Origin of the sequence: Amycolatopsis sp. NPDC005961, from assembly GCF_040629235.1 — a bacterium.
GTDB lineage: Bacteria > Actinomycetota > Actinomycetes > Mycobacteriales > Pseudonocardiaceae > Amycolatopsis > Amycolatopsis camponoti.
On sequence record NZ_JBEXVF010000068.1, the window covers coordinates 16,151 to 34,452 of the forward strand.

19 protein-coding genes are annotated in these 18,302 nt (G+C 67.2%); 17 read left to right on the top strand and 2 right to left on the bottom strand.

Annotated elements, in window-relative coordinates; translation table 11 throughout:
* Window positions 1-8 precede the first annotated feature (8 nt).
* The 13 genes from ABZ342_RS39440 to ABZ342_RS39500 all read left to right on the top strand — a co-directional run bounded on the left by ABZ342_RS39440 (window position 9) and on the right by ABZ342_RS39500 (window position 12,189).
* A complete protein-coding gene (locus ABZ342_RS39440) occupies window positions 9-695 on the top strand; it encodes an HAD family hydrolase (RefSeq protein ID WP_360484390.1) in 687 nt (228 codons plus the stop codon).
* 42 nt (window positions 696-737) lie between these two features.
* Window positions 738-2,126, top strand: a complete 1,389-nt coding sequence (cysS, locus tag ABZ342_RS39445) for a cysteine--tRNA ligase (protein ID WP_360484393.1) — start codon at window positions 738-740, stop codon at window positions 2,124-2,126.
* Between the two features lie 28 nt (window positions 2,127-2,154).
* The gene (rlmB, locus tag ABZ342_RS39450; protein WP_360484396.1) at window positions 2,155-3,111 is read left to right on the top strand and encodes a 23S rRNA (guanosine(2251)-2'-O)-methyltransferase RlmB; all 957 of its coding nucleotides are present in this window, start codon (window positions 2,155-2,157) and stop codon (window positions 3,109-3,111) included.
* Between the two features lie 52 nt (window positions 3,112-3,163).
* Window positions 3,164-4,597, top strand: a complete 1,434-nt coding sequence (locus tag ABZ342_RS39455; protein ID WP_155547730.1) for an MBOAT family protein — start codon at window positions 3,164-3,166, stop codon at window positions 4,595-4,597.
* 742 nt (window positions 4,598-5,339) lie between these two features.
* Window positions 5,340-6,413, top strand: coding sequence for a DUF262 domain-containing protein (locus ABZ342_RS39460; protein ID WP_360484398.1), 1,074 nt, complete (start codon window positions 5,340-5,342; stop codon window positions 6,411-6,413).
* A gap of 269 nt (window positions 6,414-6,682) precedes the next feature.
* The gene (locus tag ABZ342_RS39465) at window positions 6,683-7,072 is read left to right on the top strand and encodes a hypothetical protein (protein ID WP_360484401.1); all 390 of its coding nucleotides are present in this window, start codon (window positions 6,683-6,685) and stop codon (window positions 7,070-7,072) included.
* A 45-nt stretch (window positions 7,073-7,117) separates the two neighbouring features.
* Window positions 7,118-7,696 carry a tyrosine-type recombinase/integrase gene (locus tag ABZ342_RS39470; RefSeq protein WP_360484468.1) on the top strand — a complete coding sequence of 193 codons (579 nt, stop codon included), beginning with the start codon at window positions 7,118-7,120 and terminating at the stop codon, window positions 7,694-7,696.
* Between the two features lie 288 nt (window positions 7,697-7,984).
* Entirely contained in the window at window positions 7,985-8,347 is a 363-nt protein-coding gene (locus ABZ342_RS39475; protein ID WP_360484403.1) for a hypothetical protein, read from the top strand.
* On the top strand, window positions 8,347-8,952 hold the full coding sequence (locus tag ABZ342_RS39480) for a histidine phosphatase family protein (RefSeq protein WP_360484406.1): 606 nt from the start codon (window positions 8,347-8,349) through the stop codon (window positions 8,950-8,952). Before ABZ342_RS39475 ends, ABZ342_RS39480 begins: the two co-directional genes overlap by 1 nt.
* A gap of 73 nt (window positions 8,953-9,025) precedes the next feature.
* Window positions 9,026-9,607, top strand: coding sequence for a transglutaminase family protein (locus ABZ342_RS39485; RefSeq protein ID WP_360484409.1), 582 nt, complete (start codon window positions 9,026-9,028; stop codon window positions 9,605-9,607).
* Between the two features lie 182 nt (window positions 9,608-9,789).
* Window positions 9,790-10,803, top strand: coding sequence for a hypothetical protein (locus ABZ342_RS39490; RefSeq protein WP_196425757.1), 1,014 nt, complete (start codon window positions 9,790-9,792; stop codon window positions 10,801-10,803).
* A gap of 2 nt (window positions 10,804-10,805) precedes the next feature.
* Complete coding sequence (locus ABZ342_RS39495) at window positions 10,806-11,444, top strand: hypothetical protein (protein ID WP_155547734.1); 639 nt, start codon at window positions 10,806-10,808, stop codon at window positions 11,442-11,444.
* 73 nt (window positions 11,445-11,517) lie between these two features.
* Entirely contained in the window at window positions 11,518-12,189 is a 672-nt protein-coding gene (locus tag ABZ342_RS39500; RefSeq protein WP_360484413.1) for an HD domain-containing protein, read from the top strand.
* Here the strand turns inward: ABZ342_RS39500 and ABZ342_RS39505 are convergent.
* Together ABZ342_RS39505 and ABZ342_RS39510 are read right to left on the bottom strand one after the other, a co-directional pair.
* Window positions 12,186-12,836, bottom strand: a complete 651-nt coding sequence (locus ABZ342_RS39505) for a class II aldolase/adducin family protein (protein WP_155547736.1) — start codon at window positions 12,834-12,836, stop codon at window positions 12,186-12,188. The genes ABZ342_RS39500 and ABZ342_RS39505 overlap by 4 nt on opposite strands.
* Before the next feature lie 163 nt (window positions 12,837-12,999).
* Window positions 13,000-13,929 carry a hypothetical protein gene (locus ABZ342_RS39510; RefSeq protein ID WP_360484416.1) on the bottom strand — a complete coding sequence of 310 codons (930 nt, stop codon included), beginning with the start codon at window positions 13,927-13,929 and terminating at the stop codon, window positions 13,000-13,002.
* 129 nt (window positions 13,930-14,058) lie between these two features.
* Between ABZ342_RS39510 and ABZ342_RS39515 the strand changes: the two genes are divergently transcribed.
* From ABZ342_RS39515 to ABZ342_RS39530, 4 genes are all read left to right on the top strand, one after another.
* Window positions 14,059-15,288: a DUF445 family protein gene (locus ABZ342_RS39515; protein ID WP_360484419.1), complete on the top strand. Its 1,230-nt coding sequence runs from the start codon at window positions 14,059-14,061 to the stop codon at window positions 15,286-15,288.
* Window positions 15,289-15,347: 59 nt separating this feature from the next.
* Window positions 15,348-16,523, top strand: coding sequence for a DUF445 family protein (locus ABZ342_RS39520; RefSeq protein ID WP_360484471.1), 1,176 nt, complete (start codon window positions 15,348-15,350; stop codon window positions 16,521-16,523).
* Window positions 16,524-16,563: 40 nt separating this feature from the next.
* A complete protein-coding gene (locus tag ABZ342_RS39525; RefSeq protein WP_360484422.1) occupies window positions 16,564-17,772 on the top strand; it encodes a DUF445 domain-containing protein in 1,209 nt (402 codons plus the stop codon).
* Between the two features lie 95 nt (window positions 17,773-17,867).
* Window positions 17,868-18,302 (top strand): hypothetical protein, encoded by a 435-nt coding sequence (locus tag ABZ342_RS39530; RefSeq protein ID WP_360484425.1) that lies wholly within the window; start codon window positions 17,868-17,870, stop codon window positions 18,300-18,302.

Genomic DNA, 18,302 nt, shown 5'->3' on the forward strand with positions numbered 1-18,302 from the left:
TGAAACCCATGACGATCAGCGCGGTGTTGTTCGACTTCTCCGGCACGTTGTTCCGGCTCGAGCAGGACGAGACCTGGCTCACCGAGCTGACGAACCACGAAGGTGAGCCGCTCGACATCGAGGCGCAGGCCGAGCTGATGCGCCGGATGACCGCGCCCGTCGGGCAGGTCGTCGAGCTGGACGCCGAGCACGTGCACGCCTGGCACAACCGCGACCGCGACCCCGGGCTGCACCGGAAGGTCTACCTCGAGGTCCTCAAGAAGTCCGGCGTCCCGCACGCCGACCAGGCCGAAGCCCTCTACAACCGGCTGATCACGCCGAGCCAGTGGACGCCGTACCCGGACACCGAGGCCGCGCTCAAGGCCGCCTCCGAAGCCGGGCTCAAGGTGGGCGTGCTGAGCAACATCGCCTTCGACATCCGGCCGGCCTTCACCGCCCGCGGGTGGGACGCCTACGTCGACGAGTTCGTGCTGTCGTTCGAGGTCGGCGCCATCAAGCCGGAGCTGGAGATCTTCCGCAAGGCCGTGCAGGCGCTCGGCGTCCCGGCCACCGAGACGCTGATGGTCGGCGACAGCGAGGAGGCCGACGGCGGCGCCCGAGCGCTCGGCTGCGAGTTCGCGCTGGTCGACCCGCTGCCCACGGCCGACCGGCCGGACGCCCTGCTCACGGCCCTGCGCACGCACGGCGTCGCCTAACCGCCTGCGACCTCGCTCACGCCCACCCCGTACCCTTTGAGGGTGGCCCTTCACCTTTTCGACACAGCGACCCGGAGCGTGCGGGAGTTCCACCCCGTCCGTAGCGGAACGGCGTCGATCTACGTGTGTGGTGCCACCGTGCAGGGCGTTCCGCACATCGGGCACGTCCGCGGCGTCCTGAACTACGACGTCCTGCGCCGCTGGCTCGTCCACAGTGGACTGGACGTGCTGCTGGTCCGCAACGTCACCGACATCGACGACAAGATCCTCACCAAGGCCGCCGAAGCCGGCCGGCCATGGTGGGAGTGGGGCGCGACGCACGAGCGCGCCTTCGAAACCGCGTACGAGCAGCTGGGCTGCCTGCCGCCGTCGGTCAACCCGCGCGCGACCGGGCACGTCACCCAGATGATCGAGCTGATGGAACGCCTCATCGAGAGCGGCCACGGCTACGTCGCGGACGGCGACGTCTACTTCTCGGTCAAGTCGTTCGACGAGTACGGCAAGCTGTCCGGCCAGGTGCTGGAGGACGTCCAGCAGGGCGAGACGCCGACCCGCGGCAAGCGCGACCCGCGCGACTTCACCATGTGGAAGAGCGCGAAGCCGGGCGAGCCGTCGTGGCCGACGCCGTGGGGCAACGGCCGGCCGGGCTGGCACCTGGAGTGCTCGGCGATGGCGACGTCGTACCTCGGCGCGGAGTTCGACATCCACGGCGGCGGCATCGACCTGGTCTTCCCGCACCACGAGAACGAGCGCGCCCAGTCGAACGCGGCCGGCGACGCCTTCGCGCGGTTCTGGCTGCACAACGCCTGGGTGACCATGTCGGGCGAGAAGATGTCGAAGTCGCTCGGCAACACCGTGTCGATCCCGTCGATGCTGGAGCGCTACCGGGCGCCGGAGCTGCGCTACTACCTGGTGCAGCCGCACTACCGCTCGACGATCGAGTACTCCGAAGGCGCGCTGTCCGAAGCCGCGCAGGGCTACCGGCGGATCGAGACGTTCCTGCGTCGCGCCGCGCAGTCCGGCGAGGTGACGCTGGGCACGATCCCGGAGGCGTTCGCGAACGCGCTCGACGACGACCTGGCCACCCCGCAGGCGTTCGCCGTGGTGCACAACACGGTGCGCGACGGTAACGCCGCGCTCGACGCGGGCGACACCTCCAAGGCACTCGAATTCGCCGCGGCCGTCCGCGCGATGACCGAGGTGCTGGGCCTCGACCCGCTGTCCGCGCGCTGGTCGGAGGCGGGCGGTTCCGACTCGCCCACCAAGGACGCGCTGTCCCGGATCGTCGAAGGGCTGCTGGCCGAGCGCCAGCAGGCCCGCGCCGAGAAGGACTTCGCCCGCGCGGACGCCGCCCGTGACCGCCTCCAGCAGGCGGGCATCGTGGTGGAGGACACCCCCAACGGTCCTCAGTGGACAGTCAAGTCCGACTGATCCCGTTACAAAGCAAGGAACTTTCACCATGGCAGGCAACTCGCGGCGCCAGGGCGCGATCCGCAAGACGGGCACCAAGAAGGGTGCCGTCGTCGGCTCGGGCGGTCAGCGCCGCAAGGCCCTCGAGGGCAAGGGCCCGACCCCGAAGGCGGAGGACCGCCCCGGGCACAAGGCCTACCGCCAGAACAACGCCCAGGCCAAGCGCGACCAGGCGCGGCAGAAGAAGGCCGACAAGCCGGAGCTGATCGCCGGGCGCAACCCGGTGGTCGAGGCGCTGCGCGCGGGCGTCCCCGCGACCGCGCTGTACGTCGCGCTGAACATCGAGATCGACGACCGCGTGAACGACGCCGTCCGGCTGGCCGGCGACAAGGGCATCTCGATCCTGGAGATCCCGCGCGAGGAGCTGGACCGCAAGACGAACCGGGCCGTGCACCAGGGCCTGGGCCTGCAGGTGCCGCCGTTCGAGTACGCCCACCCGGACGACCTGATGGCGGCGGCGCGCAACTCGGGCGAGGTGCCCCTGTTCGTCGCGCTCGACGGCGTCACCGACCCGCGGAACCTGGGCGCGGTGATCCGCTCGGCGGCCGCGTTCGGCGCCCACGGCGTGCTGCTGCCGGAGCGGCGCAGCGCGGGCATGACGGCGGTGGCGTGGCGCACGAGCGCGGGCACGGCGGCGAAGCTGCCGATCGCGGTCGCGACCAACCTGACCCGCCAGCTCAAGTCGTGGGCGAACGACGGCCTGATGCTGGTCGGCCTGGACGCGGACGGCTCGGTGGAGATCGACGACCTCAACCTGGCCGCCGATCCGCTGGTGATCGTGCTGGGTTCGGAGGGCCGCGGCCTGTCGCGCCTGGTCCGCGAGACGTGCGACGCCACGGTGTCGATCCCGATGGCAGCGGGCGTGGAGTCGCTCAACGCGTCGGTGGCGGCGGGCGTGCTGCTGGCCGAGGTGGCGCGACGCCGCCGTGTCGCCGGTCGGGTCTGACACCACCACCCACTCGGGTTAAGGTCACCGTCGGATAACTCGAGGGGACCCGATGTCGTTCGTTTCGCCACTGTTCCTGTGGTACTTCATGCCGGCGGTGCTCATCGCCGTGCTGGTGTGCCCGCGGACGTGGCGGAACGGCATCATCGCGGTCGGCAGCCTGCTGTTCTACACGATCGGCGCCGGCGCGTTCGTGTTCCTGCTGCTCGGCTGCATGGTCGTCAACTTCCTGGCCGGCCCGCTGCTGGCACCGGACCCGTTCGACATCAACGGCGCCCGGCGGCGAAAGATCCTCATCGCGGTGGTGTCGCTCGACGTCACGGTGCTGCTGATCTGGAAGTACGCCGGGTTCGCGACGCAGCAGATCGCGGCGGTCGCGCACTGGTTCGGCGGCAGTGTGCCGGTGGCGAGCCTGGTGGTGCCGATCGGCATCTCGTTCTACACGTTCCACCACATTTCGTATGTGGTCGACATCTACCGAGGCGAGCGTCAGGCGCTGCGCAACCCGGTGTCGTTCGCCGCGTACATCGCGATGTTCCCGCAGCTGGTGGCGGGCCCGATCGTGCGTTACCGGGAGATCGCCGACCAGCTGCCCCAGCTGCGCTCCCACCGCCTCGACGACCTCGCGGCGGGCTTCCCCAGGTTCGCGCTCGGCCTGTGCAAGAAGACGATCATCGCCGACTCCCTGAGCCCGTTGGTCGAGGCGTGTTTCAAGGTGCCGCCCGACCAGATGACGTTCGCGACAGCCTGGCTGGGCGCGATCGGCTACACCCTCCAGCTGTTCTTCGACTTCTCGGGCTATTCGGACATGGCGATCGGCTTGGGCCGCATGCTGGGCTTCAGGCTGCCGGAGAACTTCGCGAGGCCGTACTCATCGGTGACGATCACGGAGTTCTGGCGCCGCTGGCACATGAGCCTGAGCCGCTGGTTCCGCGACTACGTGTACATCCCCCTGGGCGGCAACAGGAACGGAGCGGCCCACACGTATCGCAACTTGTGCATAGTGTTCGTCCTGACGGGCTTCTGGCACGGCGCGCAGTGGACGTTCCTGGTGTGGGGCTGCTACCACGGAGCGCTCCTGGTGATCGAGCGCAGGTTCGGCCTGGACCTGGACCCGGCGGTGAGGTGGAAGCGCTACCTGCGCAGGGCGTTGACGATGCTCTTGGTGGTGTTCGGCTGGGTGTTCTTCAGATCACCGGACCTGGGCCACGCACTGTCGATGATCGGCCACATGCTGATCCCCGACTTCGACGGCCTGGGAGCGGGAGTCGAGGAGGCGTTCACGAACCAGCGCCTGGTCCTCCTCCTGGCCGCGCTGGCAGTGTTCCTGCTACCGGCCCACCCGGTGACCGGGCCCCTGCTGGAGTCGTCCCGAAGCAAGCCGGCAACGGCGCTACGCATCGGAGTGATGACGGTCGGGCTGCTGTACGCGGCAATCCTGATAGCGACAGGAACCTTCAGCCCGTTCTTGTACTACCAGTTCTAGCGGCCGCCCCTGGACGGGTGGATCTTCGGTGGCCCAAACCGCCTTCTACCTGCGGTTTCAGGTCTCGCGAGTTCTCCGCACTTCTCGCCGCTGCCCGTCCTCAGACGGCCTGGAGACGGCCTGAGCGGCCTCGACCACTCCTCCCCCCATCGTCCCGATAAGCAGCCATCCTCAGCGGCCGTCGCGCCGGGTCAAGGCACGCTTCCCAGCCTTGACGCGGTTCGGCGGCCGCTGGACGATCCGGCGCTCGGGTCGGTGGGGCTGGTGATAGACGTCTAATAGCCGGTTGGGTCGCTACCGGCCGTTGTCACGATCAAGCTTCGGGGTGATGCTGACCGCCGGCTGGGCGTAACGGGGTTCGGCCTAACGGCGACCCGGAGGTGTACGGCTCATCGCCAAAGGAGGTTCGACGTTGGCTAAGTGGCTCAGACGTGCCGTCGACGGGCGGCGCTACGCAGCTGTACCGATGGCGGGCGCGCCGCCCGGCCGGTCGGTCGGTCGGCAGAGCGGAGCCGGCTTGGGCGTGGTCGCCAACGTGAGCAGCTACGCCAGGCGATCGGCGCGCCGCCCGACGGCGCACCCTTGATCCCATAGAGCCAAGTTCGTTAAGGCTTCGCCACCTTGAAAGGCTACCTCGAATGCAAGACCCACCTACGGACTTCGAGCGAACCAGCCTAGAACAGGGCGGCCGATACGCCTACACTAAGCCAGAAACCGCGCCACCTCTGGAGGAATTCGACTAATGCAGGGCAGTACGCCGCAGCACTACACGATCGCAGACTTCTTAAAGTGGGACGACGACAAGGAACTAGTCCTTAACCCGAAATTTCAACGAGGACCGGTTTGGGCAGCTCCGGCTCGATCATATTTAATTGATTCGATCCTACGCGGTTACCCTATCCCAAAGTTGCTTTTGCGCACTGCGGTGGACCGCGATAGCAGGCGGACAATTCGAGACGTCGTCGACGGCCAGCAGCGACTTCGCACGATCATCGACTTTGCCAACAACAAGCTAGTACTAGGCACCAAGGCAGGCGAGTACCGAGGCAAACGGTATTCCGACCTTGAAGACGAAGAAAAGGATGGCTTCCTGTCTTACAAGCTGACATGCGAGCAGCTCATTAACGCCACGGACGAAGATGTTTTGGAAGTATTTCTACGAATAAATTCTTACGCGGTCCCAGTCAACCCGTCCGAATTGCGAAACGCCAGGTTCGACAACGAATTTGCAAGTCTCGTAAAGGACACAGTTAGGCGACTTGGAGCCGTTTGGAGCTTGGGTGTCCTGACAAATCGGGACCGGGTACGAATGCTAGACCAGTCACTTGTGGCTGAGGTTTACGGATTCTTCATGGAAGGCGTTACAGACGGCGACGAGGGTCGCATTACACGTCTATATGAGCACTGCGCCCGGCTTGAAGCACATGAGCTACCGGACGAAGAAGTCGCCGTAAAGATTTTCCTTGAGACTGCAGATTTCTTGACCGACCTGGCGCGTGAGCCAATTGCAGCAAGGCCGCATTTCCTGATGCTAGTAGCCTGTGTCATGTATGCACACGGACTACTTCCCCAAGGAAAGCTGGACTTCACGAACATACCTGAGCCCAGCAGCCTCCTGCAAAATAAGGAAGCCGCAGTAGAACAGCTTCGAAATCTCAACGTCGTCCTGGCCGGCGATTCCGACGACGAGGTTTCCCCACATTTCTCCGCACTAATCGAGGCAAAAACAACAACTCAACGCATGCGCAGTCGACAAACTCGGTTTGAGTATTTTAGTCGCGCACTTGCAGGCGAGGATCTTTTGGCCAGAGGATGAATACGCCCCCACCCCTCCTCGCAGACGTAAGTGCCCGATTTAAGAGGGAGACGTCTCAGATCGAGGCCGCCTTCTTATCGTCTATCTCATGCGACCACGTAACCGAGTTTTCTATGCAATACTCGCCACAAGTAGACGGTTGCGTTGTTTCCCTTTGGGATGCCTGGAATCGATTTCTACGAGACGTCGTCATGACGTGCACATCTGGCCCAGCAATCGGACAGAGCGGCTCTACATATCAACCACAACTCTCACTCAACGAGACAGCCGTGTTGGCATACCTACAGGCAAACCGACGCTCACTCGGCGTTAAGCTGACCGCAGGCGAGCCAAATTGGTACAATGTACAGCAACTGTCCGCAATCGCAAGCGGCCTCGGCCTGTCAAATTCTTCACAAATCGTCGCTGCCGTCGGAACCAGCGGCATCAACCTCGGCACAACTGGCCAAGTTGCAAATCCCATAGAAGACGTCCGACTGGTTCGCAATTTTATCGCACACAAGACACATGCCAAAATCAGAGAAGTCAGAGCTTTGGCAGATTTCGGATCACAAGGACACGTCTATCAATACCTTTGGGCAAAGACGCTCGGCGGCGTTGAGCGGTTCTCAATGTGGGTCAATGCGTTCCGCGTAATCGCCGATACCTGCTGTTGGTGAAGACAGACTCGATCAGGGAGCGAATTCGGCGGGCACCCGCTCGGCCTGCGGCAGGGTGAGGCGTTCGGCCTGGCTCTCGATGACGTCGACTTCAACGAAGACATGGTGACGGTCCAGTGGCAGGTGAAGTTCGTCTACGGCAAGCCGTGCTTCGGGCCGCCCAAGCGGGGCAAGATCCGCGAGGTTCCGCTACCGACGTCCGTCGCCCAGGACGCAAAGGAACACGTCGCAAAGTTCCCGCCGATCGTCGTCACGTTGCCCTGGCGGCATCCCGGCGGCGAACTCGTCTCGGCGCGCGTGATCGTCTACACGCGTGACCGGACCGCCGTGTCCCGTCCCGTCTACAACCAGTGCGCGTGGGGACCGGCCTTGAAGAAGTCGGAGGTTCCCCGGGTGAAGCGCGTCGACGGGTTCCACGCGCTGCGGCACTTCTACGCTTCGACGCTGCTGGACGCTGGCGAGTCGATCACCGCGCTCGCCGAACACCTCGACCACAGCGATCCCAGGTTCGCGCTACGGACGTACACGCGCCACATGCCGTCGAGCGAGGACCGGAACCGACGGGCCGTCGACAACGTGCTCGGCGTCCGGCCTGAACCCCCGCACGGCCTGATGACGGCCTAGCAGCATGATCAAGGCATGGATCCGCAGGTCAAGTGCGGTTCCATGCCTTGTACCTACCAGTTCTAGCGAACGCGGCAGACCACCCAACCGCACCCGATCGACCACACCACCCCACCGAACCGATACGCAGCCATCTCAGCGGCCGCCACGCCGGGTCAAGGCACGCTTTCCCGCCTCGACGCGGTGGGGCGGCCGCTGAACGATCAGGCGTTCGGGTCGAGGGGTTTTCCATCGAAGAAATTCCAGCTCCCCAAGACCCCGACGACCATGATCAGCGACAATCCCCCTATGACCGAGCCCCCCGACCTGGCCAAACTCCCCGGCGTAATCCCGTACGTCGACAACCACACCGGCCCCCGCCGCCTGCTGGCGGTGGAAATCCCCCACCTGGGCCACACGGTCCGCGCGTACGCCCCCATAGCCAGCATCGACGGCCGCCAGTACATCGTCTCCTGGGGGTCGGTCTCGTTCGAGATCCCCGCCGACCGGAACGTCCACGTCAGCGTCCACCTCCAGACCAACAGCGGCCGCGACTACACGATCACCCCGTTCGCCTCGACGATCCTGCCGCCCCACCCCGCGCCGATGCGGCTCGTCGCGCAATTCGCGCCCAGCCACGGCCCCGAAGGCACGCTGGTTCCCATCGCCTGATGCTCGCGACGAGATTCCTCTTCCTCACCCGCCACGGCGAAGCCGGCCCGAACGGCACGCTCACCGAAGCCGGTCAGCGCCAGGCGGTCCTCCTGGGCCGGCGCCTACGCGACGTCCCCGTCACGGCCGTCCACCACGGCCCGCTCCCCCGAGCGACCCAGACCGCCCAGCTCATCGCCGCCCAGCTGCCCGGAGTCGCGGTCCACGAAGAAAACGCCGCCGGCGACTTCGTCCCCTACCTGCCCAGGCGCGAGGAACTCCCCGAGACTTCCGGAGACCTCCTTCTGGCCTTCGCCCGCCAACACCCGCCGGCCGACGAAGAACTCGCCGCCGAGGCCGAGCGGCGGTTCACCGGCCCCGTCCCCGCCGCCGAGCCGCGGTACGACGTCGTCGTCACGCACAACTTCCTCGTCGGCTGGCTCGTGAGCGCTTCGCAGGACGCGCCGCGGTGGCGGTGGCTCGCGCTCAACCACGCCAACGCCGGTCTCACCGTCATCCGGTACTCGCCGGGACGGCCCGCGGCACTGCTGACGTACAACGACCTCAGCCACCTTCCCGCCGAACTGCGCTGGACCGGCTTTCCGCCTGATTTCTACGTTCCGTAATCGGTGAACGCGGAGCGTTGCCGCCTCCGAAAATGACTCTCGCCCGAATGGCCGAGCCTGTCACGATGGCCGGATGAGTCCCGTTCCGTCGCCCACGTCCGTTCGGCTGAGCGACTACCTCGTCGCGGACGCCGTCGTCGATCACGAACACTCCGCCATCCGGGCGCGAGCCGAAGCTCTGGCGGCCGTGAGCGAAGATCCCGTCGAGCGCGCGAAAGCCGCTTTCCTCTTCGTCCGGGACGAGGTCGACCACGTGATCGACGCCGGCGACACCCGTGTCACGTGGCGGGCGTCGGACGTCCTGCGCGAGCGCGTCGGGATCTGCTATGCGAAGGCCCACCTGCTCGCCGCTTTACTGCGCGCACAAGGGATCCCGGCCGGGTTCTGCTACCAGGAGCTCTCCGCGCTGCACGGGCTGAATGCCGTGTACCTGCACGGCGGGTGGGCCCGTCTCGACGCCCGCGGCAACCGCACGGGTGCCGGCGGGGAGTTTTCGCTCGGCGAGGAAAAACTGGCCTGGCCGGTGGACACCGCACGCGGCGAGCGCGATCACCCGGAGATCCACCCGGCGCCCGCACCGGTCGTCGTGGATTTCCTGATGACGGCCGAACCCGGTCCCGGCTGGTACGAAAAAGATCTCCCGGCCACGCTTTGAGGCAGTTTTCCGCGATTTTCGGAAACCTCGCGCACCTGGTTAATTATTGCCGAGAGTGACGTCTGTCCGTCATCCTTGTCCCCCGAACTTCTTATTTCGCACGTCCCGTCAGGCGCGTAAAGTGACTCCCCGCGCTCGAACAGACACTTTACGCATTCGTCCGTTCGGGTGGCTCGAGGGAGGTGAAGCAAGTGGCCGCGGAAGGCGGATCCCGCCGCCGTACCCCACTGCAGGAGATCTTCTGGACCAGGACGAGCTTGCTCCTCACGGTGCTCGTCGTCGTCGCCGGCCTCAGCCTGTGGCTCGCCGGCCTGATGGACCCCGGCACCGGGAAGAACCTGGTGACGTCGCTGGGCACCGGCACCCTGATCTCCGCGATCGTGGGGTTCGGCACCACCCTGATCACCGCCAGCGCTTCGCAGAAGGCGCTGGTGACCCCGGTGATCGAAGAAAGCCGGCGCGCGCTGGAGGACCTGAGCTCCGAATACCGCGCGCTGAACAAGGAGTTCTTCCCCACCGACGTGTTCGAGGCGACCACCGACCCTGATCCCGCGTTCAACCGAGCGCTGATGGCCGACCTCAACGCGACCCGGCAGTACTTCTTCCGCGGCTTCTCGGGGCGGCACGCGGCCGCCCGCCTGCTGCTTTCCCGCACGGAACGCGAACTGCGGGCCGTCATCGCCGATCCGCGTGACGCCAGCGCGATCAGCGGGCGCGCCCGCTACCTGCTGCGCCGCGAAGCCGGCGACGTCGACTCCGAGCAGATCCAGACCCGGCTCGACGAAGAGATCCGGATCGGGCTCGTCGGCCTCTTCCTGGCGCGCAGCCGCTGCGCGCAGGTCGACATCACCGTGGTCGCCGACCCGCCACTGGACCGGCTCGAGATGTTCGACGACAGCGTGTGGGTGTCGCTCTACAGCGACGTCCGCGGCGCCACGAAGCTGTACCCGCGGACCCTGCGGTTCACCGAAGGTTCCTTCCTCTACAACATGGAGCGCGCCGAGTTCGTGCGCGTCTCGCAGTCCCGGACCGGCCGCCACTTCCGCATCACGTCCGCCACCACGCGGACGGATTTCCTGGCGCTGTTCGAAAAGATCACCGGATCCCCCTTGTCCGAGGAGCAGTTCCACGAGCTGGAAAGCAAGTTCCACGCCTTCCGCGCGGAGTTCTCCGAAGTCGCCGAGCTAGGGAGCTGACCTTGCTCACCCGCCTGTCCCCCCTGTCCGAACTGGCCACGCGCCTGCGAACGGCCCGGTACCCGCTCGCCGCGGACTGGCGCGCCGTCGACGAGTGGTTCCGCCCGTGGGCCGCCCAGTCCGGCCTGCGCGAGGAACTGCGCTCGCAGCTTCGCGCGCTGTCCACCGCGGAAGCCGGGAAAGTGCTGCGCTCGTCCCGGGAAACGACGACCCACTTCGCCTGGTGCCTGCTCGATTCGCCGTCCGACCCGTTTTCCTTCTGGCTGCACGAATACAAGGCGCAGGAGGACTGGCGGGAGGGGTACGCGGATTCCGTGCACAACCACAGGTACCACTTCTGCACCACCATTCTCCGGGGTGACTACCGCCACGAGAGGTACGAGACGACGATCGAAGCCGGCACCGGCTTGATCAGTTCCGCGCGACGGCGGCGCAGCACCGTGTGCCGGGCCGGCACCAGCATCACCATGCTGGCCGACGAGTTCCACCGCATCCCCGAAGCGGCCGACGGCACGATGACTTTCCTCGTGAAATCACGCCCGGTGAGCAGTTTCAGCCTTTCTTTCGATCCCGCCACGGGAATCGGCCATCGTCACGTTCCGGTAGAGGTCCGATTGGGGGAATTGGCCGACCGCATCTAGCTACACACCGGCGTCAGCGGCGCTTACCATTACTCCACCCGTCTGAACACCACGGCCGGGATCGGAGAGGTGTATGCGCACGCAGGAAAGCACGATCGACCATGTGATCATCGACGCCGTCGAAAACCGGGTTCACCGGCTGTGCCGCCGATATGCCGAACGGCTGCAGTTCCACGGCTGGCACCACGTGAGCTTCGTCCGCGCGAAGGCGGCCGGTTTCGCCGAGCACAACGGGGCGGACCGCGCCGTCGTCGAGGTCGCGGCACTGGTGCACGACGTCAACTACCTGGTGCTCCGCAACTCGCCCGCGGCGGCGGGCCGGAGCCTGCGGCTGGAGATCCTCGCGGAGTGCGAGGTCCCCCCGCGAATTGCGCGGTGGATCGACGCGATCGTCGACGAAGCCGAAATGGCCACCCGCGGCCGCGACATTTCGCTGGAGGCGCAGGCCCTGAGCGACGCGGACACGCTGTTCAAGGCGCTGCCGGTGACGCCGGTGGTGCTCGCGCACCGGTACCTGCGCGAGAACGGGCTGAGCCTGCGCGAGCTGGCGCACAAGATCGTCGGCGAGCAGTGCGACGTCCACGACGAGGGGTTCTACTTCTACAACCCCGAGGCGGCGGCGACGTACTCGCGCTGGGCGACGGCGAACCTCCAGCTGTGGCAGTGCATCAAGGAGGCGGTCGACGACCCGACGGTGGCGGAGCTGCTGGAAGCGGTCCACGCCGTCGACGCGATGGCGTCCTAGTTCTGGCCGTAGCCGCGCAGCCGGTCGACGACCTTGGCCACCTCGGGCGGCGGCAGCAGGCTCGGCCGGCCGGCGCTCTGCGCGAGCAGCCACACCCGGCAGGCCCACTCGAGCTGCTGGGCCCGGTGGTAGGCGGCTTCGAGGCCGTCGCCGTAGGTGAGGGTGCCGTGGTTGGCCATCAGGCAGCCGCGGCGCCCCTCCAGGGCCTCGAGGACGGCCGCCGCGAGCTCGGGGGTGCCGTAGGTGGCGTAGCGCGCGACGCGCACCGAGGGGCCGATCGTGGCGACGATGTAGTGGATCGGCGGCACCTCGCGCACGAGCGTCGAGACGGCGGTGGCGTGCGGCGAGTGCGTGTGGACGACGGCGGTGACGGGCTCGCGGTCGGGATCGCGCACGTCCCAGTAGACGGACAGGTGCACGGGCAGCTCGCTGGTCGGCGTGAGCGAGCCGTCGACGACCTGGCCCCCGAGATCGACGACGACGACATCGGCCGGGTTCATGCTGGAGTAGGGCACGCCGGTCGGGGTGACGGCGACGAGATCCCCGGCCCGCACGGAGACGTTCCCGGAGGTACCGACGACCAGGCCGTCCCCGACCATCCGGCGCGCATAGGCGCAGACGGCGGCCCGCTCGGTCTCGAGGATCATGCCCTGCAGACTGCCAGCCACCCATTGGCTTCGGCCACCTCGGGCCCGACCAGGACACGCCCCGCCCTTCCCTGGGGGGCGTCCCCTGTCCAGTCTATCGCTTCTGACCTGCTAAAACGGCCGCACCGGAAATCTGTGGACAACCGGACCCGATGTGGATAACTCAGCCTTTCGCCGAGGCGGCAGGTGCGGCCGGAGCCGGAGCCGGAGCCTTCGCGGCCGGGGCAGGGGCTGACGCCGGAGCCGGCGTCGGCTTCCGGTCCCCGTTCGCGGTGGCGGGAGCTTCCTCCACCGGCGCCAGCAGCCGCATGGCCTCCTGGACCGCCACGTCCGTCGCCGCGATGCGCTCGGCGACCTTCGTCCGCAGGTCCAGCGCCAGCTTCCGGTTCTGATCCGCCGTCGCCTGCTGCGAGCGAGCCGACGCCAGCGCCGCCTCGGTCTCCTGCTTCTTCCGGGCGTTTTCCTCGTCGAACGCCTTCTTCCGCGCGGCCAGCTCCTCCGCGGCCTTGCGGTCCGCCGCGGCGCGAGCCTCCGCCGCCGCGGCCTCCGCCGCCGCGTCCGCTTCCTTGCGCGCCCGCTCGGCCGCCGCCGCCAGCTCGACCCTCTTCGCGCCCGCCGCCGCGTTCAGCTTCTCGATCTCGCCCTTCGCCTCGGACCGCAGGCGCGCGCGCTCTTCCTCCGCGTCCTTCGCCAGCTTGTCGGCCGTGCGGCGGGTCTCGTGCGCGTACTTGTCGGCCTGGTCGCGGGTCGACGCCGCGTCCGCCTCGGCCGCCGAGCGGAGGTCGGCGATCTCCTCCTCGGCCAGCTGCATCATCATCCGGACGCGCTCGGCCATGGCGCCGGCGCCGGACGGGCTCGAGCTCATCCTGGCCAGGGCGGCCTTCGTCTCGGCCAGCTCCTTCTGCGCGTACGCGAGAGCCTTGGAGAGGTCCGACGACGTCGCGACGGCTTCGTCGCGGCTGCGGGACGTCTCACGCAGGTTCTTGTTCAGCTCGGCGACGCGTTCGTCGACCTGACGCTGGTTGTAGCCGCGGACACCCACGGCGAACTGGGCGGTCTTCGGGGCGGAGTGGGGCTTCTCGGGCGCGACCATCGGGCCACCTTAATGAGCAAGGGACCTTCAGGACGTACCGCCAAACGGATGCATCACGAATTTGGGAACCCCCGGTAACACATGGCATCCTGACGTCCGTTGACCAGCGGTTGACGCGAGGAGGCCACTGTGGACATACAGGCAGTCCTCGCGGACATCGGCGAGCACTGGCACGTCTACGCCACCATGCCGCTCATCGCCGCCCTGATCGGCTACCTCACCAAGCGCGTCGCCATCGAGATGATGTTCCGGCCCCTCGAGTTCCGCGGCATCAGGCCGTTCCTCGGCTGGCAGGGCGTGATCCCGGCGAACGCGCGGCGGATGGCCACCACCGCCGTCGATCTGCTGACCCGCAACCTCGTCGACCCGCAGGAGATCTTCTCGCGGCTCGATCCGGAGGAAATGGTCAAAGAGCTCGAAGCGCCCCTGCTCAAGGCCGTCGAAGACGTCACGCGGGAGGTCATGGAGACCTACCAGCCACGGCTCTGGGAGCTGCTGCCCGCGCGAGCGCAGCGCATGCTCGTCGACCAGGTCCGCGCGCAGGCCCCCGAAGTCGTCAAGCGGCTGCTGCGGGAGGTCTCGACCAACATCGACGACGTCCTCGACGTCAACGACATGCTGATCGGCGCGATGGTCCGCGACAAGTCGCTGACGTGTCGGCTGATCCGCGAGGTCGCCGCGCCCGAGTTCAAGTTCATCGCGCGCTCGGGCATCTGGTTCGGGTTCGTGATCGGGCTCGTCCAGTTCGTCGCCTGGGCGCTGACGAAGGAGCCGCTGATCATGCCGATCTTCGGTTTCGTCACGGGCTTCGTCACGGACTGGCTGGCCCTCAAGATGATCTTCTACCCGCGCGAGCCCCGCGGGTTCGGCTTCTTCCGCTGGCAGGGCATGTTCCAGAAACGCCGTCAGGAGGTCGCCGCCGACTACGGCGCGCTGATCGCCGACGAGGTCCTGACCGTGCGGAACGTGATGGAGGCCGTGCTCACCGGGCCGCGCGCGGACAAGCTGTTCGCACTGGTCACCCGCGAGGTGCAGCGCACGATCGACGCGCAGGCGAGCATCGCCAAGCCGCTGGTCGCGCTGACCATGGGCGGCAAGCAGTACCAGGAGATGAAGCGCGCGGCCGCCGAGAAGGCCATCGCCTACCTCCCCGAAACGGTGAAACACGTCGAGAGCTACGCGACCGGCGCGCTCGACGTCCGCAACACGATCGTCGAAAAGATGCAGCAGCTGACGCCGCTCGAGTTCGAAGGCATCCTGCGTCCGGCCTTCAAGCAGGACGAATGGAAGCTCATCGCGGTCGGCGCGGTGATCGGCGGGCTGGTGGGTGAACTCCAGGTGCTGCTCCTGCTGCACTGATCACGGGCCGATAGCGTGCGCGGGTGGACTTCGGCACGCACTGGCAGGTGTACGTCACCATGCCGTTCATCGCGGCGCTGATCGGCTACGTCACCAAGCGCGTCGCCATCGAGATGATGTTCAAGCCGGTGGAGTTCGTCGGCGTCAAGCCGTTCCTCGGCTGGCAGGGTGTGCTGCCGGCGAACGCCGAACGCATGGCCGCGACGGCCACCACGATGCTGACGACGAACCTCGTCGACCCCAAGGAGATCTTCGCCCGGCTCGACCCGGAGCAGGTCGCGAAGGAGATCGAGCAGCCGCTGCTGCGGGTCGTCGAGGAGGTCACCCGCGAAGTCATGGAGACCTACCAGCCGCGGCTGTGGGAGGTGCTGCCGAACGGCGCTCAGCAGCTGCTGCTCAAGCGCGTCCAGGCCGAGGCGCCGAAGGCGATCACCAAGATCATGCGGGAGATCGCCGACAACATCGAGGACGTCCTCGACCTCCAGCACATGGTCGTGACGAACCTCGTCCGCGACAAGGCGCTGCTGAACCGGCTGATCCGCGACATCTCCCGCCCCGAGATGCGGTTCATCGCCCGCTCCGGGATCGGGTTCGGGTTCGTCCTCGGCTGCGTGCAGCTCGTGGTGTGGGCGCTGACGAAGTCGCCGATCGTGCTGCCGCTGTTCGGCCTCGGCATCGGCTGGCTCACCGACTGGCTGGCCCTGAAGATGATCTTCCTGCCGCGCGAGCCGCGCCGGTTCTTCGGGCTCTACACCTGGCAGGGCATCTTCCAGAAGCGCCGCGACCAGGTCGCCGCCGACTACGGCGACATGATCGCGCGCGAGATCATCACCATTCCCCACCTGCTGGAAGCGGTGCTGCGCGGGCCGAAGTCCGACAAGCTGTTCGCGATGATCACCCGCGAGGTGCAGAAGACGATCGACGCGCAGGCGAGCGTCGTCAAGCCGTTCGTCGCCATCGCCGTCGGGACGCGGAAGTTCCAGGAGATGAAGCAGACGGCGGCGGCGAAGGCCGCGGAGCGCGTCCCGGAGACGATCCGGTACGCCGAGAACTACGCGATCAACGCGCTCGACGTGCGGAACACGATCGTCAACCGGATGAAGAAGCTGAGCGCGCTGGAGTTCGAGCAGCTGCTGCGGCCGGCGTTCCGGCAGGACGAGTGGAAGCTCATCGCGGTCGGCGCGGTGATCGGCGGGCTCGTCGGCGAGTTGCAGGTGCTCGCGCTGCTCGGGTAGCCGGTACGGTTCCGTTCTCGGGTGTGCGAGGGAGGTCTGGGTGGACGCTGTCCTGCACGACCTCGCCCTGCACTGGCCGCTGTACGCGGCGATGCCGTTCATCGCGGCGCTGATCGGCTACGTCACCAAGCGCGTCGCCATCGAGATGATGTTCCGGCCGCTGGACTTCATCGGGATCCCGCCGTTGCTGGGCTGGCAGGGCGTCGTCCCGAAGCACGGTGGGCGGATGGCGGCCGTCGCGACCGAGCTGCTGACGGCGAACCTGCTGGACCTGCGCGAGGTCTTCGGCCGGATCGACCCGGTGATCATCACCAGCGAGCTGGAACAGCCGCTGCTGCGCGCGGTCGACCACATCGCGCGCGACGTGCTCGCCGAGCACCACCCGCGACTGTGGGAGGTCATGCCGACGCTGGCCCAGGAGATGCTGATCAAGCAGGTCCAGGCGTCGGCGCCGAAGCTGGTGCGCGAGTTCCTCGACGACGTCCGCGAGAACCTCGACGAGGTCCTCGACGTCCAGCACATGACGGTCCAACGGCTGACGCGGGACAAGGCGCTGCTGGTCCGGCTGATCCGCGAGACGTCCCGCCCGGAGATGGCGTTCATCGCGCGGATGGGCATCTACTTCGGCTTCGGGCTCGGCCTGGTGCAGACGATCGTGTGGGCGTTCACGCGCGAGCCGTGGGTGCTCCCGGCGTTCGGCGGCGTGATCGGGCTGTGCACGGACTGGCTGGCGATCAAGCTGATCTTCGTCCCCCGCGAGCCGGTCCGCGTGGGGCGCGTGATCTTCCAGGGCAAGTTCCAGCGCCGGCGCGCGGAGGTGGCGCGCCAGTACGGCGAGCTGATCGCGACCGAGGTCCTGACGGTCCAGAACCTGCTGGACGCGGTGCTGCGCGGCCCCCGCGCCGACCGGCTGGCGGCGCTGGTGGAGCAGATGGTGTCCTCGGCGGTGGACAGGCAGATGCCGTTGTCCTTCGCGGTGGGCGGCACGCGGCTGCGGGAGATGAAGCACGCGGCGGCGCGGAAGGCGCTGGAGCAGCTGCCGGACACGGCCCGGTACGCCGAGGGGTACCTGACCGAGGCGATGGACGTCGCGAAGATGATCGAGCAGCGGATGCTGGCGTTGACGCCGCTGGAGTTCGAGGGACTCCTGCGGCCGGCGTTCCGGCAGGACGAGTGGAAGCTGATCGCGGTCGGCGGGGTGATCGGGTTCGTGGTCGGGGAGCTGCAGGTCCTGCTGATGCTCGGCTGACCGGGTGACGGCGGCGGCGCGCCTAACCCGGCGCCGGAGTTCGCGCGTGTCCTGGGGCGGCCGTCCGGCCGATCAGGGCAAGCAGAGGGGAACTCATGAAACGGTTCGTCACCGCGGTCGTTCTTTCGCTCACCGGCCTGTTCGCGGGTGCGGGTGTCGCGTCCGCCGACGTCATCGTGCCCCCGGAGCAGTTCGGGCACGTGTGCAGCGGCTACCAGTACGTGCCCTCGAACCACGGTCTTTATTGGCAGTCCTGCGCCTGGGCGGACAACAACGAGGTGTACTTCACCGTCCACTTCGGCAACGCCACCGACGTCACCTGGGCGGTGACCGAGGTCAACATCGGCTTCTACAAGTCCGGCGGCTACACCCAGTGCACACCCATCCCGAGCTTCTACGTCTCGCCCCATTCGGTCCGGCAGACGCCGAGCAACGCCTGCTGGCGGACCCGCGCCAGGGCCGCCTACCAGTCCGTCGGCTACCCGAACTCGTCCGCGTGGGCGATCAGCGACACGCTCCAGGTGCAGTAG

What these genes read in the sequence shown, in the direction of transcription:
- ABZ342_RS39440 (WP_360484390.1), top strand. Translation starts at nt 9, where the DNA reads ATGACGATCAGCGCGGTGTTGTTCGACTTCTCCGGCACGTTGTTCCGG.
- rlmB (WP_360484396.1), top strand. Translation starts at nt 2,155, where the DNA reads ATGGCAGGCAACTCGCGGCGCCAGGGCGCGATCCGCAAGACGGGCACC.
- ABZ342_RS39455 (WP_155547730.1), top strand. Translation starts at nt 3,164, where the DNA reads ATGTCGTTCGTTTCGCCACTGTTCCTGTGGTACTTCATGCCGGCGGTG.
- ABZ342_RS39460 (WP_360484398.1), top strand. Translation starts at nt 5,340, where the DNA reads ATGCAGGGCAGTACGCCGCAGCACTACACGATCGCAGACTTCTTAAAG.
- ABZ342_RS39475 (WP_360484403.1), top strand. Translation starts at nt 7,985, where the DNA reads ATGACCGAGCCCCCCGACCTGGCCAAACTCCCCGGCGTAATCCCGTAC.
- ABZ342_RS39480 (WP_360484406.1), top strand. Translation starts at nt 8,347, where the DNA reads ATGCTCGCGACGAGATTCCTCTTCCTCACCCGCCACGGCGAAGCCGGC.
- ABZ342_RS39485 (WP_360484409.1), top strand. Translation starts at nt 9,026, where the DNA reads ATGAGTCCCGTTCCGTCGCCCACGTCCGTTCGGCTGAGCGACTACCTC.
- ABZ342_RS39500 (WP_360484413.1), top strand. Translation starts at nt 11,518, where the DNA reads ATGCGCACGCAGGAAAGCACGATCGACCATGTGATCATCGACGCCGTC.
- ABZ342_RS39505 (WP_155547736.1), bottom strand. Translation starts at nt 12,836, where the DNA reads ATGATCCTCGAGACCGAGCGGGCCGCCGTCTGCGCCTATGCGCGCCGG.
- ABZ342_RS39510 (WP_360484416.1), bottom strand. Translation starts at nt 13,929, where the DNA reads ATGGTCGCGCCCGAGAAGCCCCACTCCGCCCCGAAGACCGCCCAGTTC.
- ABZ342_RS39520 (WP_360484471.1), top strand. Translation starts at nt 15,348, where the DNA reads ATGCCGTTCATCGCGGCGCTGATCGGCTACGTCACCAAGCGCGTCGCC.
- ABZ342_RS39530 (WP_360484425.1), top strand. Translation starts at nt 17,868, where the DNA reads ATGAAACGGTTCGTCACCGCGGTCGTTCTTTCGCTCACCGGCCTGTTC.